The 15,259-nt window shown below is 74.2% G+C and carries 13 protein-coding genes; 7 read left to right on the plus strand and 6 right to left on the minus strand.

Annotated features, from left to right (window positions below; all coding sequences use genetic code 11):
* Nucleotides 1–12: 12 nt before the first annotated feature.
* Genes BMW88_RS15880 through BMW88_RS15890 form a run of 3 tightly spaced genes read left to right on the plus strand, consistent with a single transcriptional unit; the run spans nucleotide 13 to nucleotide 3,958 of the window.
* A complete protein-coding gene (locus BMW88_RS15880) occupies nucleotides 13–2,403 on the plus strand; it encodes a helix-turn-helix transcriptional regulator (RefSeq protein ID WP_143116096.1) in 2,391 nt (796 codons plus the stop codon).
* A 47-nt stretch (nucleotides 2,404–2,450) separates the two neighbouring features.
* Nucleotides 2,451–2,864, plus strand: a complete 414-nt coding sequence (locus BMW88_RS15885; protein ID WP_089951485.1) for an acyl-CoA thioesterase — start codon at nucleotides 2,451–2,453, stop codon at nucleotides 2,862–2,864.
* Nucleotides 2,861–3,958, plus strand: a complete 1,098-nt coding sequence (locus tag BMW88_RS15890) for a zinc-binding dehydrogenase (protein ID WP_089951486.1) — start codon at nucleotides 2,861–2,863, stop codon at nucleotides 3,956–3,958. Before BMW88_RS15885 ends, BMW88_RS15890 begins: the two co-directional genes overlap by 4 nt.
* Here the strand turns inward: BMW88_RS15890 and BMW88_RS15895 are convergent, their stop codons facing one another.
* Nucleotides 3,959–4,822 (minus strand): alpha/beta fold hydrolase, encoded by an 864-nt coding sequence (locus BMW88_RS15895; protein ID WP_089951658.1) that lies wholly within the window; start codon nucleotides 4,820–4,822, stop codon nucleotides 3,959–3,961. It lies immediately after the preceding gene.
* A gap of 53 nt (nucleotides 4,823–4,875) precedes the next feature.
* Here BMW88_RS15895 and BMW88_RS15900 point away from each other — a divergent pair, with 53 nt between their 5' ends.
* Nucleotides 4,876–7,743: an ATP-binding protein gene (locus BMW88_RS15900; protein WP_089951487.1), complete on the plus strand. Its 2,868-nt coding sequence runs from the start codon at nucleotides 4,876–4,878 to the stop codon at nucleotides 7,741–7,743.
* Here the strand turns inward: BMW88_RS15900 and BMW88_RS15905 are convergent.
* Genes BMW88_RS15905 through BMW88_RS15925 form a run of 5 tightly spaced genes read right to left on the minus strand, consistent with a single transcriptional unit; the run spans nucleotide 7,685 to nucleotide 12,633 of the window.
* The gene (locus tag BMW88_RS15905) at nucleotides 7,685–9,148 is read right to left on the minus strand and encodes an acyl-CoA synthetase (RefSeq protein ID WP_089951488.1); all 1,464 of its coding nucleotides are present in this window, start codon (nucleotides 9,146–9,148) and stop codon (nucleotides 7,685–7,687) included. The two genes, BMW88_RS15900 and BMW88_RS15905, sit on opposite strands and share 59 nt — an antisense overlap.
* The gene (locus tag BMW88_RS15910) at nucleotides 9,087–10,403 is read right to left on the minus strand and encodes an MFS transporter (protein WP_089951489.1); all 1,317 of its coding nucleotides are present in this window, start codon (nucleotides 10,401–10,403) and stop codon (nucleotides 9,087–9,089) included. Before BMW88_RS15910 ends, BMW88_RS15905 begins: the two co-directional genes overlap by 62 nt.
* A gap of 9 nt (nucleotides 10,404–10,412) precedes the next feature.
* Complete coding sequence (locus BMW88_RS15915; protein WP_089951490.1) at nucleotides 10,413–10,871, minus strand: MaoC family dehydratase; 459 nt, start codon at nucleotides 10,869–10,871, stop codon at nucleotides 10,413–10,415.
* Nucleotides 10,868–11,743, minus strand: coding sequence for an amidohydrolase family protein (locus BMW88_RS15920; protein WP_089951659.1), 876 nt, complete (start codon nucleotides 11,741–11,743; stop codon nucleotides 10,868–10,870). Before BMW88_RS15920 ends, BMW88_RS15915 begins: the two co-directional genes overlap by 4 nt.
* An 11-nt stretch (nucleotides 11,744–11,754) precedes the next feature.
* On the minus strand, nucleotides 11,755–12,633 hold the full coding sequence (locus BMW88_RS15925; protein ID WP_089951491.1) for an SDR family NAD(P)-dependent oxidoreductase: 879 nt from the start codon (nucleotides 12,631–12,633) through the stop codon (nucleotides 11,755–11,757).
* Between the two features lie 91 nt (nucleotides 12,634–12,724).
* Between BMW88_RS15925 and BMW88_RS15930 the strand changes: the two genes are divergently transcribed.
* From BMW88_RS15930 to BMW88_RS15940, 3 genes are all read left to right on the plus strand, one after another.
* A complete protein-coding gene (locus BMW88_RS15930) occupies nucleotides 12,725–13,552 on the plus strand; it encodes a PaaX family transcriptional regulator (protein WP_245777813.1) in 828 nt (275 codons plus the stop codon).
* A gap of 119 nt (nucleotides 13,553–13,671) precedes the next feature.
* Complete coding sequence (locus BMW88_RS15935) at nucleotides 13,672–14,826, plus strand: glycosyltransferase (protein ID WP_089951492.1); 1,155 nt, start codon at nucleotides 13,672–13,674, stop codon at nucleotides 14,824–14,826.
* A complete protein-coding gene (locus BMW88_RS15940) occupies nucleotides 14,819–15,190 on the plus strand; it encodes a hypothetical protein (protein ID WP_089951493.1) in 372 nt (123 codons plus the stop codon). Before BMW88_RS15935 ends, BMW88_RS15940 begins: the two co-directional genes overlap by 8 nt.
* Nucleotides 15,191–15,259: the final 69 nt, after the last annotated feature.

The raw sequence follows: 15,259 nt of genomic DNA on the forward strand, positions 1-15,259 counted from the left end.
AACACTGGGCCGATGCTTCGGGGTCGTGACCGGCAGCGAGTCGCTGTCGACGCGGTGCTCCAGCGTGCGCGGGACGGGCACGGTGGCGTGCTCGTGCTGCGCGGTGAGCCCGGTTCCGGCAAGTCCACTCTGCTCAACCACGCCCGCCGCTCCTACGACGCGGTGCTGTGCGTGGACGACGTCGACAGCCTCGACGACGACCTCGGACAGCTCGCCGCCGACGTCATCGGCACGCGCGCCGCACTGCTCATCGCCACCGAGGAGGAGTCGTTCGGGCTGCCCAGCGTGGTGCTCGACCCCCTCGACCGCGCGGAGAGCCTGCTCGTCCTGCACGACCTGCTGCCCGGTCTGCCGTCCGCGCTGGCGGTCGACCTCGCCGACCTCGCGTGCGGCAACCCGCTGGCGCTGGTGGAGCTGGCCGCGTCGCTCACGTCGGACCAGCTCGGTGGCACCGCCGCGCCACCGGACGTGCTGCCGCGGACCAGCTCGCTGCGCGGCCGCCTGCTAGCCCGGTTCGAGGCGCTGTCCGCCCGCGCCCGGCACGTCGTCGCGCTGGCCGCCGTGGACGAGGAGCTGACCGCCGAGGACCTGGCCCGGCTCACCGGTGACGTCGCCGCCGTGACGGAGGCGGGCTCGCTGCTCGACCCGCGCCGGCTCGTCCGGTCCACCCTGCACACCGGGATCCCGACGGCGCTGCGGTTCGCCGCCCACGCGGAGCTGGCCGCGCTGCTGCCGCCCGGCCCCCGGCGCACCTGGCACCTCGCCGTCACCGGCCGTGAGGGTGACGAGCACGCCGACAGCCTCGCCGCCGGCGCCGAACACGCCCGGCGGTGCGGCGACTTCGCCACCGCCGCGCGCGACCACGACCGCGCAGCGACGTTGACGACCGACCCGGAGGAGAAGGCGCGCCGCCTGCTCAGGGCCGCCGCCGACCACTGGGCGCACGGTGCGCCGCACCGCTCCCGGGCCGTCCTGCGCACCGCGGTCCGGATGACCGACACCCGCGAGCTCAAAGCGCTCATGGACCTGGTCGTGGGCGGCATCGACCTGGGCGAGAGCCTGCCGGACGTGGCGGCGGACCGCCTGATGCGGGCCGCGCGCACCCTCGTCGGCGCGCAACGCGAGCTCGCGGTGGCCGCGCTGGGGTTCGCGGGCGAGGCGGCGAACATCGCCGGCGACCCCCGCCGGTACGCCGCCGTAGCCGAGCTCGCGCGGCAGCTCCGCCAGGACGGCGAACCCCCGGCGACGAGGCTCACGCTCGACCACCTCGTCGGCATGTCCGCGACGCTCGACGGGCGGCACCACGAGGCGTTGCCCGTGTTGCGGGGAGTCGTCGACCTGGCCGACCAGGTCGCCGGACCGCAGGCGCGGATCTGGGCGAGCCAGGCGGCCTACGTGCTGGGGGACGCCACCCGGTCCTACGAGATGGCGACCAGCGCGGTCACGGTGGCGCGGGAGAGCGGGTACACCGTCCTGGTGCCGTGGGCGCTGGTGTACCGGGCGCTGTCGGCGTTGCTGCTGGACCAGCACACCGCGGCGCTGACGGCGGCCACGGAGGGCCTGCACGCGGCGACGGCGATCGGCCAGCACAACGCCGTGGTCGACCACCTGACGATCCTCGCGCTGCTGGCGGCGTTGCGCGGCGACGCGGACACCGCGCAACGCCGCATCGACGCCGCCACCGAGCACATCACCGAGCGCGGGCTCACCCGGCCGGGCACGTTCGGCGCGTGGGCGTCCGCGTGCGTCGACCTGGCCCGCGACCGGCCCGCCGACGCGCTCGACCGGCTGCGGCTGAACCCCGGGCACGCCGGCATCAAGGTGATGGCCGCGCCGCACGTGGTGGAGGCCGCCGTCGCGTGCGGGCGTCCCTCCACGGGGGACCGGGCGCTGCAGCGGTTCGAGAGGTGGGCGGGCATCACGGGGAGCACGGCCCGGCTGGCGCTCTCGCACCGCTGCCGCGGCCTGCTGGCGAGCGGCACCGCCGACGAGCACTTCGAGGAGGCGATCCGGCTGCACCGCGCGAGCGGCACCGCCATGGAGCTCGCGAAGACCGAGCTGCTGTACGGCAACCGGCTGCGGCGCGGGCGCAGGCCCAAGGCGGCCAGGGAACACCTGCGCGACGCCATGCTCATCTTCGAGTCCTACCAGGCCGACCACTGGGTGGCCCGCGCCCGCGCCGAGCTGCGCGCGGCGGGTGACGCCACCGGCGAACCGCTGGACCACCCCGGCCTCACGCCGCAGCAGGAGCAGATCGCGCGGCTGGTCGCCGAGGGCGCCACGAACCGCGAGATCGCCGCGCGGCTGTTCCTGAGCCACCGCACCGTCGAGCACCACCTGCGCAACATCTTCGCGCGGCTCGGCGTGCGGTCCAGGGTCGAGCTCACCAGGAGGCTCGGCTGACGGTGCTCGACCCCAGGCGGAAGTTCCAGCGAGGCAGCGGAGGGTGTGTGCGCGGCGATTACCGGCACTGGCAGCGGATCCCGACCCGATGGGCGGACAATGACGTCTACGGGCACGTCAACAACGTCGTCCACTACGCGTTCATGGACACCTTGATCAACACGTGGCTGGTCGAAGCGGGCCTCGACATCCACTCGGGCCGGCAGATCGGCCTGTGCGTGGAGTCCCACTGCAACTACCGCGCCTCGGTCTCGTTCCCGCAGGCGCTGGACGCGGGCCTGCGGATCGGGCACCTCGGCCGGTCGAGCGTGCGCTACGAGGTCGGGTTCTACTCCGAGGGACGCGAGGACGTCGTGGCGGAAGGCCACTTCGTGCACGTGTTCGTCGACCGGACGACCCGCAAACCGGTGGAGATCCCCGAGCACCTGCGCACGGCGATGGAAGGTCTGGTGGTCGCGTGAGGACGCGAGGCGCTGTGCTGACCGGTGTCGGCGGCCCGCTCGAGGTCGTCGACCTCGAGCTGGACCCGCCCGGTCCCGGCGAGCTGCTGGTGCGCGTGCACGCCACGGGCCTGTGCCACTCCGACCTGTCCGTCATCGACGGCTCGCGCATCCGGCCGTTGCCCATGGTGCTCGGCCACGAGGCCGCGGGCGAGGTCGTCGAGGCGGGCCCGAACGCCGAGTTCGCGCCGGGCGATCACGTCGTCCTGTCGTTCGTGCCCGCGTGCGGCGCGTGCCGCCGGTGCGCGTCCGGGCGGCAGGCCCTGTGCGAGCCGGGCGCCGCCGCGAACCGCGACGGCACGCTGCTCGGCGGGCACCGCCGGTGGACGCTGCCGGACGGCACCCGCCCGCACCACCACCTCGGTGTGTCCGGGTTCGCCGAGTACACCGTGGTCTCGGACCGGTCGGCCACCAGGGTGCCCGCGGACCTGCCGCTCGACGTCGCCGCGTTGTTCGGCTGCGCCGTGCTCACCGGGGCGGGCGCGGCGTTCTACAGCGCGAACGTCGTGCCGGGCGACAAGGTCGTGGTGTTCGGCCTCGGCGGCGTCGGCCTGGCCGCGGTGCTCGCGGCCGTGACGGCGGGCGCGACCCAGGTCGTCGCGGTCGACGTCGTGGAGCACAAGCGCGCGCTCGCCCGGACGCTCGGCGCGACGCACGAGGTCGCCGGAGGACCGGACGTCGTGGCCCACGTGCGCGAGGTGACCGGTGGCGGCGCGGACAAGGTCATCGACACCACCGGCGTCGCGGCGGTGCTCGAGCAGGCCTACGCCGCCACGGCGGTCGGCGGCACCACGGTCACCGTCGGCCTGCCGCACCCGGACCGGACCGTCACCCTGCCCGCGCTGAACCTGGTCGCCGAGGAACGCACGCTCAAAGGCAGCTACCTCGGCTCGTGCGTGCCGCGCCGGGACGTGCCCCGGTTCGTGGAGCTGTACCGGGCCGGCCGGTTGCCGGTCGACGGGCTGCTGTCCGGGCGGTTGCGGCTCGACGAGGTCAACGACGGCTTCGCGAGGCTCGCGTCCGGCGAGGCGGTGCGGCAGGTCGTCGTCCTGTAGTCATCGGGTGAGCAGGTCGCGCAGGGCGCCGGCGACCACGTCCGGCGCCTCCTCGGCCATGAAGTGCCCGCAGGAGACGGTGCGGTGGTCGAGATCGGGCGCCCACGCCCCCCACAGCGCCCTGGCGTCGAACCCGAGCGCCGCGCCCCAGTCCTGCTGCAGCACGGTGACCGGCATCCTCAGCCGGTTCCCCGCCTCGCGGTCGAGCGCGTCGTGCTCGACGTCGATCGTCGCCGACGCCCGGTAGTCCGCGACGATCGACGTGACGGCCTCCCGGCTCGCCCGCAGGTACTCGGCGCGGACGTCGGCGGGGAACGGCGAGACGCTCCAGATGTCGAGGAAGTGGCCGAAGAACACGTCCGGCCGGGCGCCGATCAGCTCCTCGGCGAGGCCGGGCGGCTGCGCCATCAGGAACAGGTGGAACCCGATGGCGGCGGAGGTCCCGCGCAGCACGTCCCACATGTCCAGCGTCGGCAGCACGTCGAGCGACGCGAGGTGCGTCACGTGCCGCGGGTGGTCCAGGCCGGCGCGGAACGCGACGAGCGCGCCGCGGTCGTGGCCCGCCAGTGCGAACCGGTCGTGCCCGAGGGCCCGGGCGACCGCCACGACGTCGGCGGCCATGGTGCGCTTCGAGTAGGTCGTGCCGGTGTCGGCGGGCTTGTCGCTGTCGCCGTACCCGCGCAGGTCGGGCATGATCACGGTGTGGTCGGCGGCCAGGTCGGCGGCGACGTGCCGCCACATCAGGTGGGTCTGCGGGAAGCCGTGCAGCAGCACGACGGGGCTGCCGGAGCCGGTGGTGGCCACGTTCAGCTCGATGCCGTCGGAGACCTGGACGCGCTGGTGGGCGAAGTCGGTGGAGTGCATGTCCACAGCCTGCGCGCGGCCGATCAGCAACCGATCAGCGTTAGGGTCAGCGGGTGGTGACGTTCGGGGTGCTCGGCCCGCTGACCGCGGGATCCGCCCGCCTCGGCGGCCCGAAGCAGCGCGCGGTGCTCGCCAGGCTGCTCGTCGCCCGGCGCCGGGTCGTCCCGGTGCGCACCCTCGTCGCCGACCTCTGGGAAGACCCGCCGGACGGCGCGGTCGGGGCCGTCCAGACCTTCGTCGGGGCGCTGCGCAAGGCGCTCGAACCCGGCCGTCCACCCCGGACCCCGTCGGCGCTGCTGGTCACCGAGGGCGCGGGCTACGCGCTGCGCGCCGAGGACGTGGACGCCTGGCGGTTCGAGGAGATGCTGGGCGGCGACCTGGCCGTGCTGGACAGCGCGCTCGCGCTCTGGCGCGGCCCCGCGTACGCCGAGTTCGCGGACGAGCACTGGGCGCGGGCCGAGATCGACCGCCTGGAGGAGCTGCGGCTGGTGGCGGTCGAACGCCGGGCGGAGGCCGCGCTGGCCGCCGGGCGGGCCGCGGGCGTCGTGGCGGACCTGCGCGCGCACCTCGCCGACCACCCGTGGCGGGAGAAGGCGTGGAGCCTGCTCGCCCTGGCGCTGTACCGCGAGGGACGGCAGGGCGACGCGCTGGACGCGGTGCGGGCGGCCCGGCACGCCCTCGCCGAGAACCTCGGCGTCGATCCCGGCGCCGGGCTCCGCGCGCTGGAGGCGGACATCCTCGCGCAGTCACCCCGGCTCACGCCCGCGCCCGCACCCCCGCTGGTGGGACGGTCCGCGGAACTGGCGGCCCTGGAGGGTGCCGTGCCGCGCAGCGGGCTGGGGCTCGCGCTGGTGACCGGCGAGGCCGGTGCCGGCAAGACCGCGCTCGTCGAGGCGTTCAGCGCGGCGCTCGCCGCGCGCGGCTGGACCGCGGTCTGGGCGCGGTGCCCGGAGGACGCGCCGGTGGCCTGGCCGTGGCAGCAGGTCGCCGAGGCGCTGGGCCAGGAGCTGACCGCCACCGACCGCTTCCACCTGCGCCGCGCCGTCGTGTCCGCTGTGGAGTCGGCGGCGCCGGTGCTGGTCGTGCTCGACGACCTGCACCGGGCCGATGAGGAAACGCTGGCCGTGCTGACCGCGTTCACCACGACCACCCTCTCCGGCCGCGTGCTGATCGTCGCGACCACGCGCACGGCCGTGCCGTCGGAGGCGCTCGCCCGCGCCGAACCGGTCCGCGTCGCGCTCGGCGGTCTGGGGGAGGAGGCGGTCGCCGCCCTCGTCCGCCCGATCGCGGAGCACGCGGACGTCCGGGCCATCCACGAGCGCAGCGGCGGGAACCCCTTCTACGTCAAGGAGCTCGCCCGGCTGTTCGCGGCCGAGGGCGAGCTCGGCGTCCCGGCCGGCGTGCGGGACGTCATCCGCCACCGGCTCGCGGTGCTGCCCGCCGGGGCGCGCAAGGTGCTCCAGCAGGCGTCGGTGCTGGGCCGCGACGTCGACGTGGACCTGCTCGCCGAGGTGGCGGGGGAGGACGTGCTCGACGCGCTGGACCTCGCGCTCGAGGCCGGTTTCGTCGTCGAGGTGGCGCCCGGCCGCGCCCGGTTCACGCACGCGCTGGTGCGCGACACGGTGTACGAGGACGTGTCGCTGACCAGGCGGGCGCGCTGGCACGCTCTCGTCGCCGCCGCGCTCGAATCCCTGCGCCCCGACGACGTCCACCTGCTCGCCCACCACCACGTCCTGGCGGGAACGCGCGGCGGCGCGGCCGTCCGGGCGCTGGCGGCCGCGGCCGGGGCCACGCACTCGCCGCGCGAGGCGGTGCGGTGGTGGCGGGCGGCGATCCAGGCGGCCGGCTCCCCCCGGCTCGACCTGCTCACCGGGCTGGTCAGAGCGCTCGCCGTCAGCGGCGACCTGGCGGCCGCCCGCGAGCAGCGGTCCGTCGCGCTGCGCGCGGCCGGCGACGCCGAGACGACCGCGATGGTCATCGGCTCGTTCGACGTCCCCGGCATCTGGACCACCAACGACGACCCGGAGCACTCCGCCGAGCTGGTGGCGGCGGCACAACGCGCGCTGGCCGCGCTCCCCGGCCCCACGGCCACCCGCGCCCGTCTGCTCGCGACGATCGCGATGGAGGAGCGCGGCACCGGCAACCGCCTGCCGGAAGCGGAGGAGGCCGAGGCCATCGCCCGCGACCTCGGCGATCCCGCGCTGCTCGCGTTCGCGCTCAACGCCCGGTTCATGCACACCTTCCACCGCACCGGGCTGGCCCCGCAGCGCGCCGCGATCGGCCGCGAGCTGGTCGAGCTGGCCGCCGCGCACCACCTCGTGACGCACGAGGTGCTCGGCCACCTGATCCTCGTCCAGGCGCACGCCGCGCTGGCCGAGTTCGAGGTCGCCGACCGGCACGCGGCCGCCGCCGACGAGCTGGCCCGGCGCCACGACCTGCCGTTGGTCAGCGTGTTCACCGACTGGTACGCGGCGATGAAGCTCGCGGCCGCCGGGCGGGTCGCCGACGCGGAACGCGCCTACCGCGCCGCCGCCGCCCGTGTGCGGGGCACGGGCATGTGGGGCATGGAACGCGGGCTGTTGCCGCTGGCCATGCTGAGCCTGCACGGACCGTCCGCGGTGGACCTGTCGGACGACTGGGGCCCGCTGCTGGACTGGGTCCGGCCGCTGGCACTGCCGCACGACGAGGCGCTGGCCGCCGCGCGGGCACTGCCACCGGGGCCGGCGGACCTGCTCAGCGAGGTGCGGGCGTGCCTGCTCGCGATGGCCGCGGACCGCCTGCGGGACGCCGGGCTGCGCGACCGGGCCCGGTCCCTGCTGCGGCCGGCCGAGGGCGAGCTGGCCGGCGCGGGCACCGGCCTGGTCACCTTCGGTCCGGTCTGCCGCTACCTGGCAGGGGCAGCCGGCGCAGCGCGGGCTTGAGCACCTTGCCGGAGCCCGTGCGCGGCAGCTCGGCCACCACCTCGACGTACACCGGGATCTTGTACTTCGCGAGCCGCGGCGCCAGGAACTCGCGCAGACCCGCCGCGTCCACGACCGCGCCGGGCAGGGGCCGCACGAACGCCCGCCCCACCTCGCCCCAGCGCTCGTCCGGCACCCCGACGACGGCGACCTCCGCGACGTCCGGGTGGTCGGTGATCGCGTTCTCCACCTCGGCCGGGTAGACGTTCTCCCCGCCGGAGATGAACATGTCCTTGAGCCGGTCGACGACGTGGAGGTGACCGTCGTCGATCCGCCCGACGTCGCCGGTGCGGAACCAGCCGTCCGCGGTGAACGCGGCGGCGGTGGCGACGGGGTCGTTCCAGTAGCCGGGCGTGACGTTCGGGCCCTGCACCTCGATCTCGCCCGTCTCGGCGAGCCGCAGGTCGCCGAAGAACACCGGCGTCCCGGCGGAGCCCGCCTTGCGCACGCTGTCCGCCGCCTCCAGGAAGGTGGCGCCGGGCGCGGTCTCGGTGAGCCCGTAGCCCTGGCAGAACACCAGTCCGCGGTCCTGGTAGGCGCGGATCACCGCGTCGGGCACCGCCGCGCCGCCGCACAGCAGCACCCGCAACGAGGAGAGGTCCGCGGCGGGCCAGCGCGGCGAGGCGGCGAGGTCGGCGAACATCGTCGACACCCCGAACATCCACGTCACCCGGTGCCGCTCGATCAGCGTGACGCACTCGTCGGCGTTCCAGCGCGAGGTGATGACGCTGTGCCCGCCCTTGACGAAGGTGGGCAGCAGCGTCTGGGCGAGCGCGGCGATGTGGAACAGCGGGGCGGTGACCAGCGCGACCTCGTCGGAGGCGATGTCGACGCCGATCATCAGGTTGAACGTGTTCCACAGCAGGTTGGCGTGGGTGAGCACCGCGCCCTTGGGCCTGCCGGTGGTGCCGGACGTGTAGAGGACCAGGGCCGGCTCCTCGATCGCGACCGGCACGTCGAGCGGGTCGGCCGAGCCGCCCGCGAGCCAGTCCTCGTAGGAGTCGAGCGAGACGGCCCGGTCGTGCTCGGCGCGGTGCGACGGCGCGTGGAGAAGCACGCGGGCGCCGCTGTCGGCGAGCTGGTAGTTGATCTCCGCGGCGGACAGCCGGGAGTTCAGCGGCACGAAGATCGCGCCGAGCTGGTGGGTGGCGAACATCGTCTCGGCGAACGACGGGTGGTTGGGGCCGAGGTAGGCGACCCGGTCGCCGCGGCCGACGCCGATCTCCGCGAGGCGGTGCGCCAGCCCGGTCACGCGGCCGGCCAGCTCCCCGTAGGTGGTGGAGGTCCCGTCGCAGGTGAAGGCCTCACGCTTCGGCGCCATGCGCGCGCGGCGGAGTGGCCAGCTGCCCAGTCCCGCGTTCCGCATCGGTGTCTCCTGTCAGGCTGGTCCGGCTGGTCTCCCGCAGCACGGCCGTGCACACCACGGTGAGCAGGCAGAACGCCGCGAGGATGTACGGGATGGCGCCGGTGCCGGCGATGCTCTGCACCTGCGCGAACAGCAGCGGGGCGAGGCCCGCGCCGAGGCCGGCGAGCTGGTAGCCGAGCGACGCGCCGGTGTAGCGGCTGCCGGTGCTGAACAGCTCGCTGTAGAGGGCGGCGAGCGGGCCGTACATCATCGGGTGGACCACGGCCTGGCCCAGCACCAGCGCGATGACGACGTAGCCGTTGTCCACCAACGGGAACAACGCGAACCCGAACGCGGCCATCAGCACGGCTCCCACGAGCACGACGGGCCTGCGGCCGACCCGGTCGGACAGGGCGGAGAAGCCGACGATGCCGATCACCGCGAGCGCCGACGACAGCGTCAGCGCGTTGAGGATCGCCTGTCTGCTGTTGCCCACCTGCACGCCGTAAGCCAGGACGAACGTCGTGAGCGTGGACTGCGCGACGAACGCCGAGAGGCCGACGCCGATGCCCAGCGCCAGCGTGCGCGGGTGGTTGCGCAGCACGTCGACCAGCGGCGCGGAGGTCGGTTTCGGCCGGGCGCGGAACACCGGGGTCTCCTCGACCTTCAGCCGCACGAACAGGCCGACGCCGAGCAGCACCAGGCTGAGCAGGAACGGCACCCGCCAGCCCCAGTCGAGGAACGCCCGCTCACCCACCAGCGCCGCGGTCGCGCTGAGCGCGAGGGTCGACAGCACCATGCCGCTCGGCGCGCCCGCGTTGGTGAAGCTCGCCCACAGCCCGCGCCGCGAGGTGGCGTGCTCGGCGGACATCAGGACCGCGCCGCCCCACTCGCCGCCGACCGAGATGCCCTGCAGCACCCGCAGCAGCACCAGCCCGGCCGGGGCGAGCCAGCCGATCTGGCCGTAGGTCGGCAGCAGGCCGATCAGGAAGCTCGCCACGCCCATCAGGCTCATGGTGAGCACGAGCATCTTCTTGCGCCCCAGCAGGTCCCCGTAGTGTCCGAAGAGGACACCGCCGAGCGGGCGGGCGAGGTAGCCGGTGGCGAACGTGCCGAAGCTCGCGATCGTGCCGACCAGCGGGTCGAGCGAGGAGAAGAAGACCTTGTTGAACACGACGGCCGAAGCCGTGGCGTAGAGCAGGAAGTCGTAGTACTCGATCACGCTGCCGAGGTAGCTGGACGTGACCGCACGGCGTAACTGCGTTGTTGTCGCCATGACTTCACCTCACGCGTAGTGGCGGTAGACGCCGCGTGCGACGCACGCCGGCTTGGGCGAGCCCTCGATCTCGATCGTGAAGTCGACGGTGATCTGCACACCGTCGCCCGGCACGTCCTCGGCGGACGCGACCCGGCCGTGGAGCCGGATCTTGGCCCCGACCGGCACGGGGGCGGGGAACCTGACCTTGTCCAGCCCGTAGTTGATGCTCATCCGCACGCCGGAGACGTCGAGCAGCTCGGTCATGAGCGGGATGAGCAGCGCCAGCGTGAGGTAGCCGTGGGCGATCGTGGTGCCGAACGGCCCGGCGGCGGCGCGTTCGGGGTCGACGTGGATCCACTGGTGGTCGTCGGTGGCCTCGGCGAAGGTGTCGACCCGGCGCTGCTCGACCTGGAGCCAGTCGGTGCGGCCGAGGTCCCTGCCCGCCAGTGCCCTGAGCTCGTCGAGGCCGTTCGCGGTGGTGGTCATGCGTCCTCCTGGACGAGCCCGAGCAGCCGGGCTGCGTTGTGCTTGAGGATCTTCGGGCGGACCTCGTCGGAGATGTCGAGCTTCGCGAAGTCGGCGAGCCAGCGGTCCGGGGTGATCACCGGGTGGTCCGAGCCGAACAGGACCTTGTCCTGCAGCAGCGTGTTGGCGTAGCGCACGAGCTGCGGCGGGAAGTACTTCGGCGACCAGCCGGAGAGGTCGATGTGGACGAACGGCTTGTGCGTGGCGACGGCGAGCGCCTCGTCCTGCCACGGGAACGAGGGGTGCGCGAGCACGATCCTCAGGTGCGGGAAGTCGACGGCGACGTCGTCGACGAGCATCGGGTTGGAGTGCTTGAGCCGGATGCCCCCGCCGCCGGGCACGCCGGCGCCGATGCCCGTTTGTCCACTGTGGAACAGGGCGGGGACCCCGAGCTCCTCGATCGCCTCGTACAGCGGGTAGGCCATCCGGTCGTCCGGGGAGAAGTCCTGCAGGCTCGGGTGGAACTTGAACCCGCGCACGCTGTGCTCCGCCACGAGCCTGCGCGCCTCGCGGACGGCGGCCCGGCCCTTCCACGGGTCGACGCTCGCGAACGGGATCAGCACGTCCGCGTGCTCGGCGCAGGACGCGGCGACCTCCTCGTTGGAGATGCGCGGGTGCCCGGTGGCGTGCTCCGCGTCGACGGTGAAGATCACCGCCGCCATGTTCCGCTCGCGGTAGATGCCCGCGGTCTCGGCGATCGTCGGCTGCCGGTGGGCGGCCTTGAAGTACCGGGCGGAGGCCTCGAGCAGGACCGGGCTGAGGGAGCTGCGGCCGTCGGCGGAGATCTCGGCGTGGGTGTGCACGTCGATGGCGACCAGGCGGTCGACGTCCATCCCGGTGGCGGTCATGGCGCCACCGGGAGCGGGATGCCGTAGGTCTCCTGGTCGAACTCGTGCCACCGCTCGGCGATCGAGGCCGCGCTCCAGCCGCCGGGCGCGAACAGGACCTGCTTCTCCGCCGGGTGCGCCCACAGCGCGAGCCGGTCGCCGCCGATGCCGATCGCCTGCCCGGTGATGCCCTTCGCCGCGTCGGAGGCGAGGTGGACGATCAGCCCGGCCACGTCCTCGGCGGTGCCCAGCCCTTCGTCGCGGCGCACCCAGTCCGGCAGCGGCGCCCCGGTTCGCTCCGACTCCTCGATCAGCGGCGCGAACGCCGGGATGGTCTTCGTCATCTCGGTGGCGGCGACCGGCACGACCGCGTTGACGGTGATGCCCGACCTGGCCAGTTCGAGCGCCCAGGTGCGGGCCATCGCGACGATGCCGGCCTTGGCGGCGGAGTAGTTGGTCTGCCCGAAGTTGCCGCGCTGCCCGGCGGGTGAGGAGATCAGCACGAGGCTGCCGCCGGTGCCCTGCTCCCGCATCCGCACGGCCGCCGCGCGGGCGCACGTGAACGTGCCGCGCAGGTGCACGTCGACCACGGTGTCGAAGTCGTCGTCGGTCATCTTCCAGAGCACTCGGTCGCGCAGCACGCCCGCGTTGGTGACGAGCACGTCGAGCCGGCCGAACTCCTCGACGGCGGTGGCGACGAGCCGGTCGGCGGTCGCCGCGGGACCGACCGGCGCGACGACCGCCGCACCGCCGATGCTCGCCGCGACCTCTTCGACGGACTCGTCCACGTCGTTCACGACGACCTCGGCCCCGTTGCGCGCCAACGCTTCCGCGTACGCCCGGCCCAGCCCGCGGGCGGCACCGGTGACGATCGCGACCTTTCCCGACAGTTCCATCGGCGAGTCCTCTCCGCAGGGGATCGCGACCAAAAGTAGGGCATATTTGTGACGCTCGTCTAGATGCTGCCCAACATGTATCGTGGCGACCGTGACACCGCAGACCTTGATGCTCAACTTCCTGGGCCTTCACGTCCTGGGCCGCGACATCGCGGTCTACTCGGGAAGCGTGATCGACGTCTTCCGACGCGTCGACGTCTCCGAGGAGGCGGTGCGCTCGACGCTGACGCGGATGGCCTCGCGCGACCTGCTCGCCAAGCACCGCAACGGCCGCAAGGTCTACTTCGGACTGACCGAGCGCGCGACCGGCGTCCTGCGGGACGGCGAGCGCCGCATCTGGCAGCGCGGCGCCGTGAACAGGGACTGGGACGGCACCTGGACCCTGGTCGGCTTCTCGCTGCCGGAAGGCCGCCGCGGCGCCCGCCACGACCTGCGTTCCCGGTTGCAGTGGGCGGGGTTCGGCCCCGTGCAGAACGGCCTGTGGATCGCGCCGGGCACCAGGGACGTCACCGAGATGGTCGCGGACCTGGGGCTCGCGGAGAACGTCACCGTCTTCACGGCCCAGCACGCCAAACCGACGGAGGCGGCCGACCTCGCCAGGCGCGCGTTCGACACCACCGCCATCGCCGCCCGCTACCAGGACTTCCTGGCCCGGTGGCGCGAGCCGGACGCCGCGCTGCCCGACGACCTGGCCCGCCAGTTGCTGCTGCACGCCGACTGGCTCGACCTCGTGCGCCAGGACCCGCACCTGCCGGCCGAGCTGCTGGCGCAGGACTGGCCGGCGATCGAGGCCGAGCAGCTGTTCCAGGCCCTCGCCACGCGCTACGCCGCGACCGCGGGGCCGATCGCGCAGGCGGCCATCGAGTCGATCGACGTCTCGGGGCGCCCGGCTCGTGCGGAACGACGCCCGGCCGGGTAAGGCGGGTCAGGATCCTTGCCGTGGCCGCGTTGCCGGACTGATCCGCGCTGCCGGATCGGGTTCGCGCGGGAGCCACCGCCCGGCTTTTGCCCGGCCCGGCGGACTGGCAGCCTGGTGGTGTGCGCGTAGTCGTGGTGTCCGGAGGCGATCCCGGTCACGTGGTGCCCGCCATCGCGTTGTGCCTGCGGTTCGCGGAGGCCGGTGACACCCCGGTCCTGCTCACCGGCGAACGCTGGGTGGACGCCGCGGCCGGGGCGGGGATCACGGCGTCCCGCGTGACGGGTCTGGCGCTGGCCGACCTGGAGGACGAACCGGACCTCGGCCAGGCCCTGCACGACCAGGCCGCGACCCTGGCCCTGGCGCTCGTTCCCCGGTTGCGGGCCCTGCGCCCGGATCTGGTCGTGTGCGACGTGCTGGCGCTGGGCGCGGGCATGGCCGCCGAACTGCTGGGCCTGCCGTGGGCCCAGCTCTCACCCCACCCGCTCTACGAGCCGTCCAGAGGCCTGCCGCCGATGGGCAGCGGCCTGGCGCCGGGCACCGGTGTGCGGGGCAGGCTGCGCGACGCGGTGCTGCGCGCCATGACGGCGAGGTCGATCCGCCGGGGTGAGCGGCAGCGCGCCGTCGTGCGGCGGCGGATCGGCCTGCCCGCCCGTGGGCCGGGCCCGGTCGTCCGGTTGATCGCGACGCTGCCCGCGCTGGAGGTGCCGCGGCCGGACTGGCCGGCCGACGCGCACGTGGTCGGGCCGCTGCTGTGGGAGGCGAGCCGGCGGGAGACGCGTCCTTCGCCGGGTGTCGCCCCGCTGGTGATGATCGCGCCGTCCACGGCGTGGACCGGCGCCACCGGGATGGCCGAGATGGCGCTCGCCGCGCTGGACGGACTCGCCGTGCGGGCCGTGGTGTCGACGTTCGCGCCGGCGCCGGCGACCCTGCCGGAGTGGGTGTCCTCGGGACCGGGCGGGCAGGAGGCCCTGCTGCGCCAGTCGGCGGTGCTGGTCTGCGGCGGCGGTCACGGGATGCTGGTCAAGGCCCTGCTGGCGGGCGTTCCCGTCGTGGTGGTGCCGGGCGGAGGTGACCAGTGGGAGATGGCGAACCGGGTCGCGCGGCAGGGCAGTGGGGTGGTCGTCCATCCGTCCACTGTGGACGGTTTGCGGGCCGCCGTGGAGCGGGTGCTGGGTGATCCCCGGTTCGCTGCCGCTGCCGCCAGGGCGGGAGCGACCAGGGCGGAGGTTCGCGATCCTGTTGAAGTATGTCGTGGTGCGTTGACTCTTGCGTGATGAGAGCGCTCCCGCTTCGAACCGGTCCGCGCAGACCTCGTTGCACACGATGTCGCACCTGGTGCGCCGAGCCCGCCTCGCGCCACGTCGCCTGACCCTGCCCGGCCGGGCGGCGCAGCAGGCGCGCGCCGAGATGCGTGCCGCCGCGGCCCACCTGGCCCAGTCGCACGGCGAGCTCCAGGCGCAGGTCGAGCAGGGACTGGGCATGGTGCGCACGTTGAACGCCAACACCTCGGACCTCAAACTGGAGATCCGCGACAGCTGCGGCCTGCCGGGCCAGCAGTGGTTCGAGGCGTTGGAGGAGCGCATCGAGCAGGTGCGCGAGGAACGCCGCGGCAGCCGGATCCGCGGCCGGACCGGCTGAGCCCGCGTGCTGATGGACTGGCAGCCACCGGCTGCCAGTCCATTGAGGACGGACGTGGGCCGGTGCCGC

The sequence above is a fragment of the Lentzea xinjiangensis genome, from assembly GCF_900110955.1.
GTDB lineage: Bacteria > Actinomycetota > Actinomycetes > Mycobacteriales > Pseudonocardiaceae > Lentzea > Lentzea xinjiangensis.

Excerpts from the sequence above, each read along its gene's own strand:
- BMW88_RS15880 (WP_143116096.1), top strand. The coding sequence starts at position 13 with ATGCTTCGGGGTCGTGACCGGCAGCGAGTCGCTGTCGACGCGGTGCTC.
- BMW88_RS15895 (WP_089951658.1), bottom strand. The coding sequence starts at position 4,822 with ATGCACTCCACCGACTTCGCCCACCAGCGCGTCCAGGTCTCCGACGGC.
- BMW88_RS15905 (WP_089951488.1), bottom strand. The coding sequence starts at position 9,148 with ATGCGGAACGCGGGACTGGGCAGCTGGCCACTCCGCCGCGCGCGCATG.
- BMW88_RS15910 (WP_089951489.1), bottom strand. The coding sequence starts at position 10,403 with ATGGCGACAACAACGCAGTTACGCCGTGCGGTCACGTCCAGCTACCTC.
- BMW88_RS15915 (WP_089951490.1), bottom strand. The coding sequence starts at position 10,871 with ATGACCACCACCGCGAACGGCCTCGACGAGCTCAGGGCACTGGCGGGC.
- BMW88_RS15920 (WP_089951659.1), bottom strand. The coding sequence starts at position 11,743 with ATGGACGTCGACCGCCTGGTCGCCATCGACGTGCACACCCACGCCGAG.
- BMW88_RS15925 (WP_089951491.1), bottom strand. The coding sequence starts at position 12,633 with ATGGAACTGTCGGGAAAGGTCGCGATCGTCACCGGTGCCGCCCGCGGG.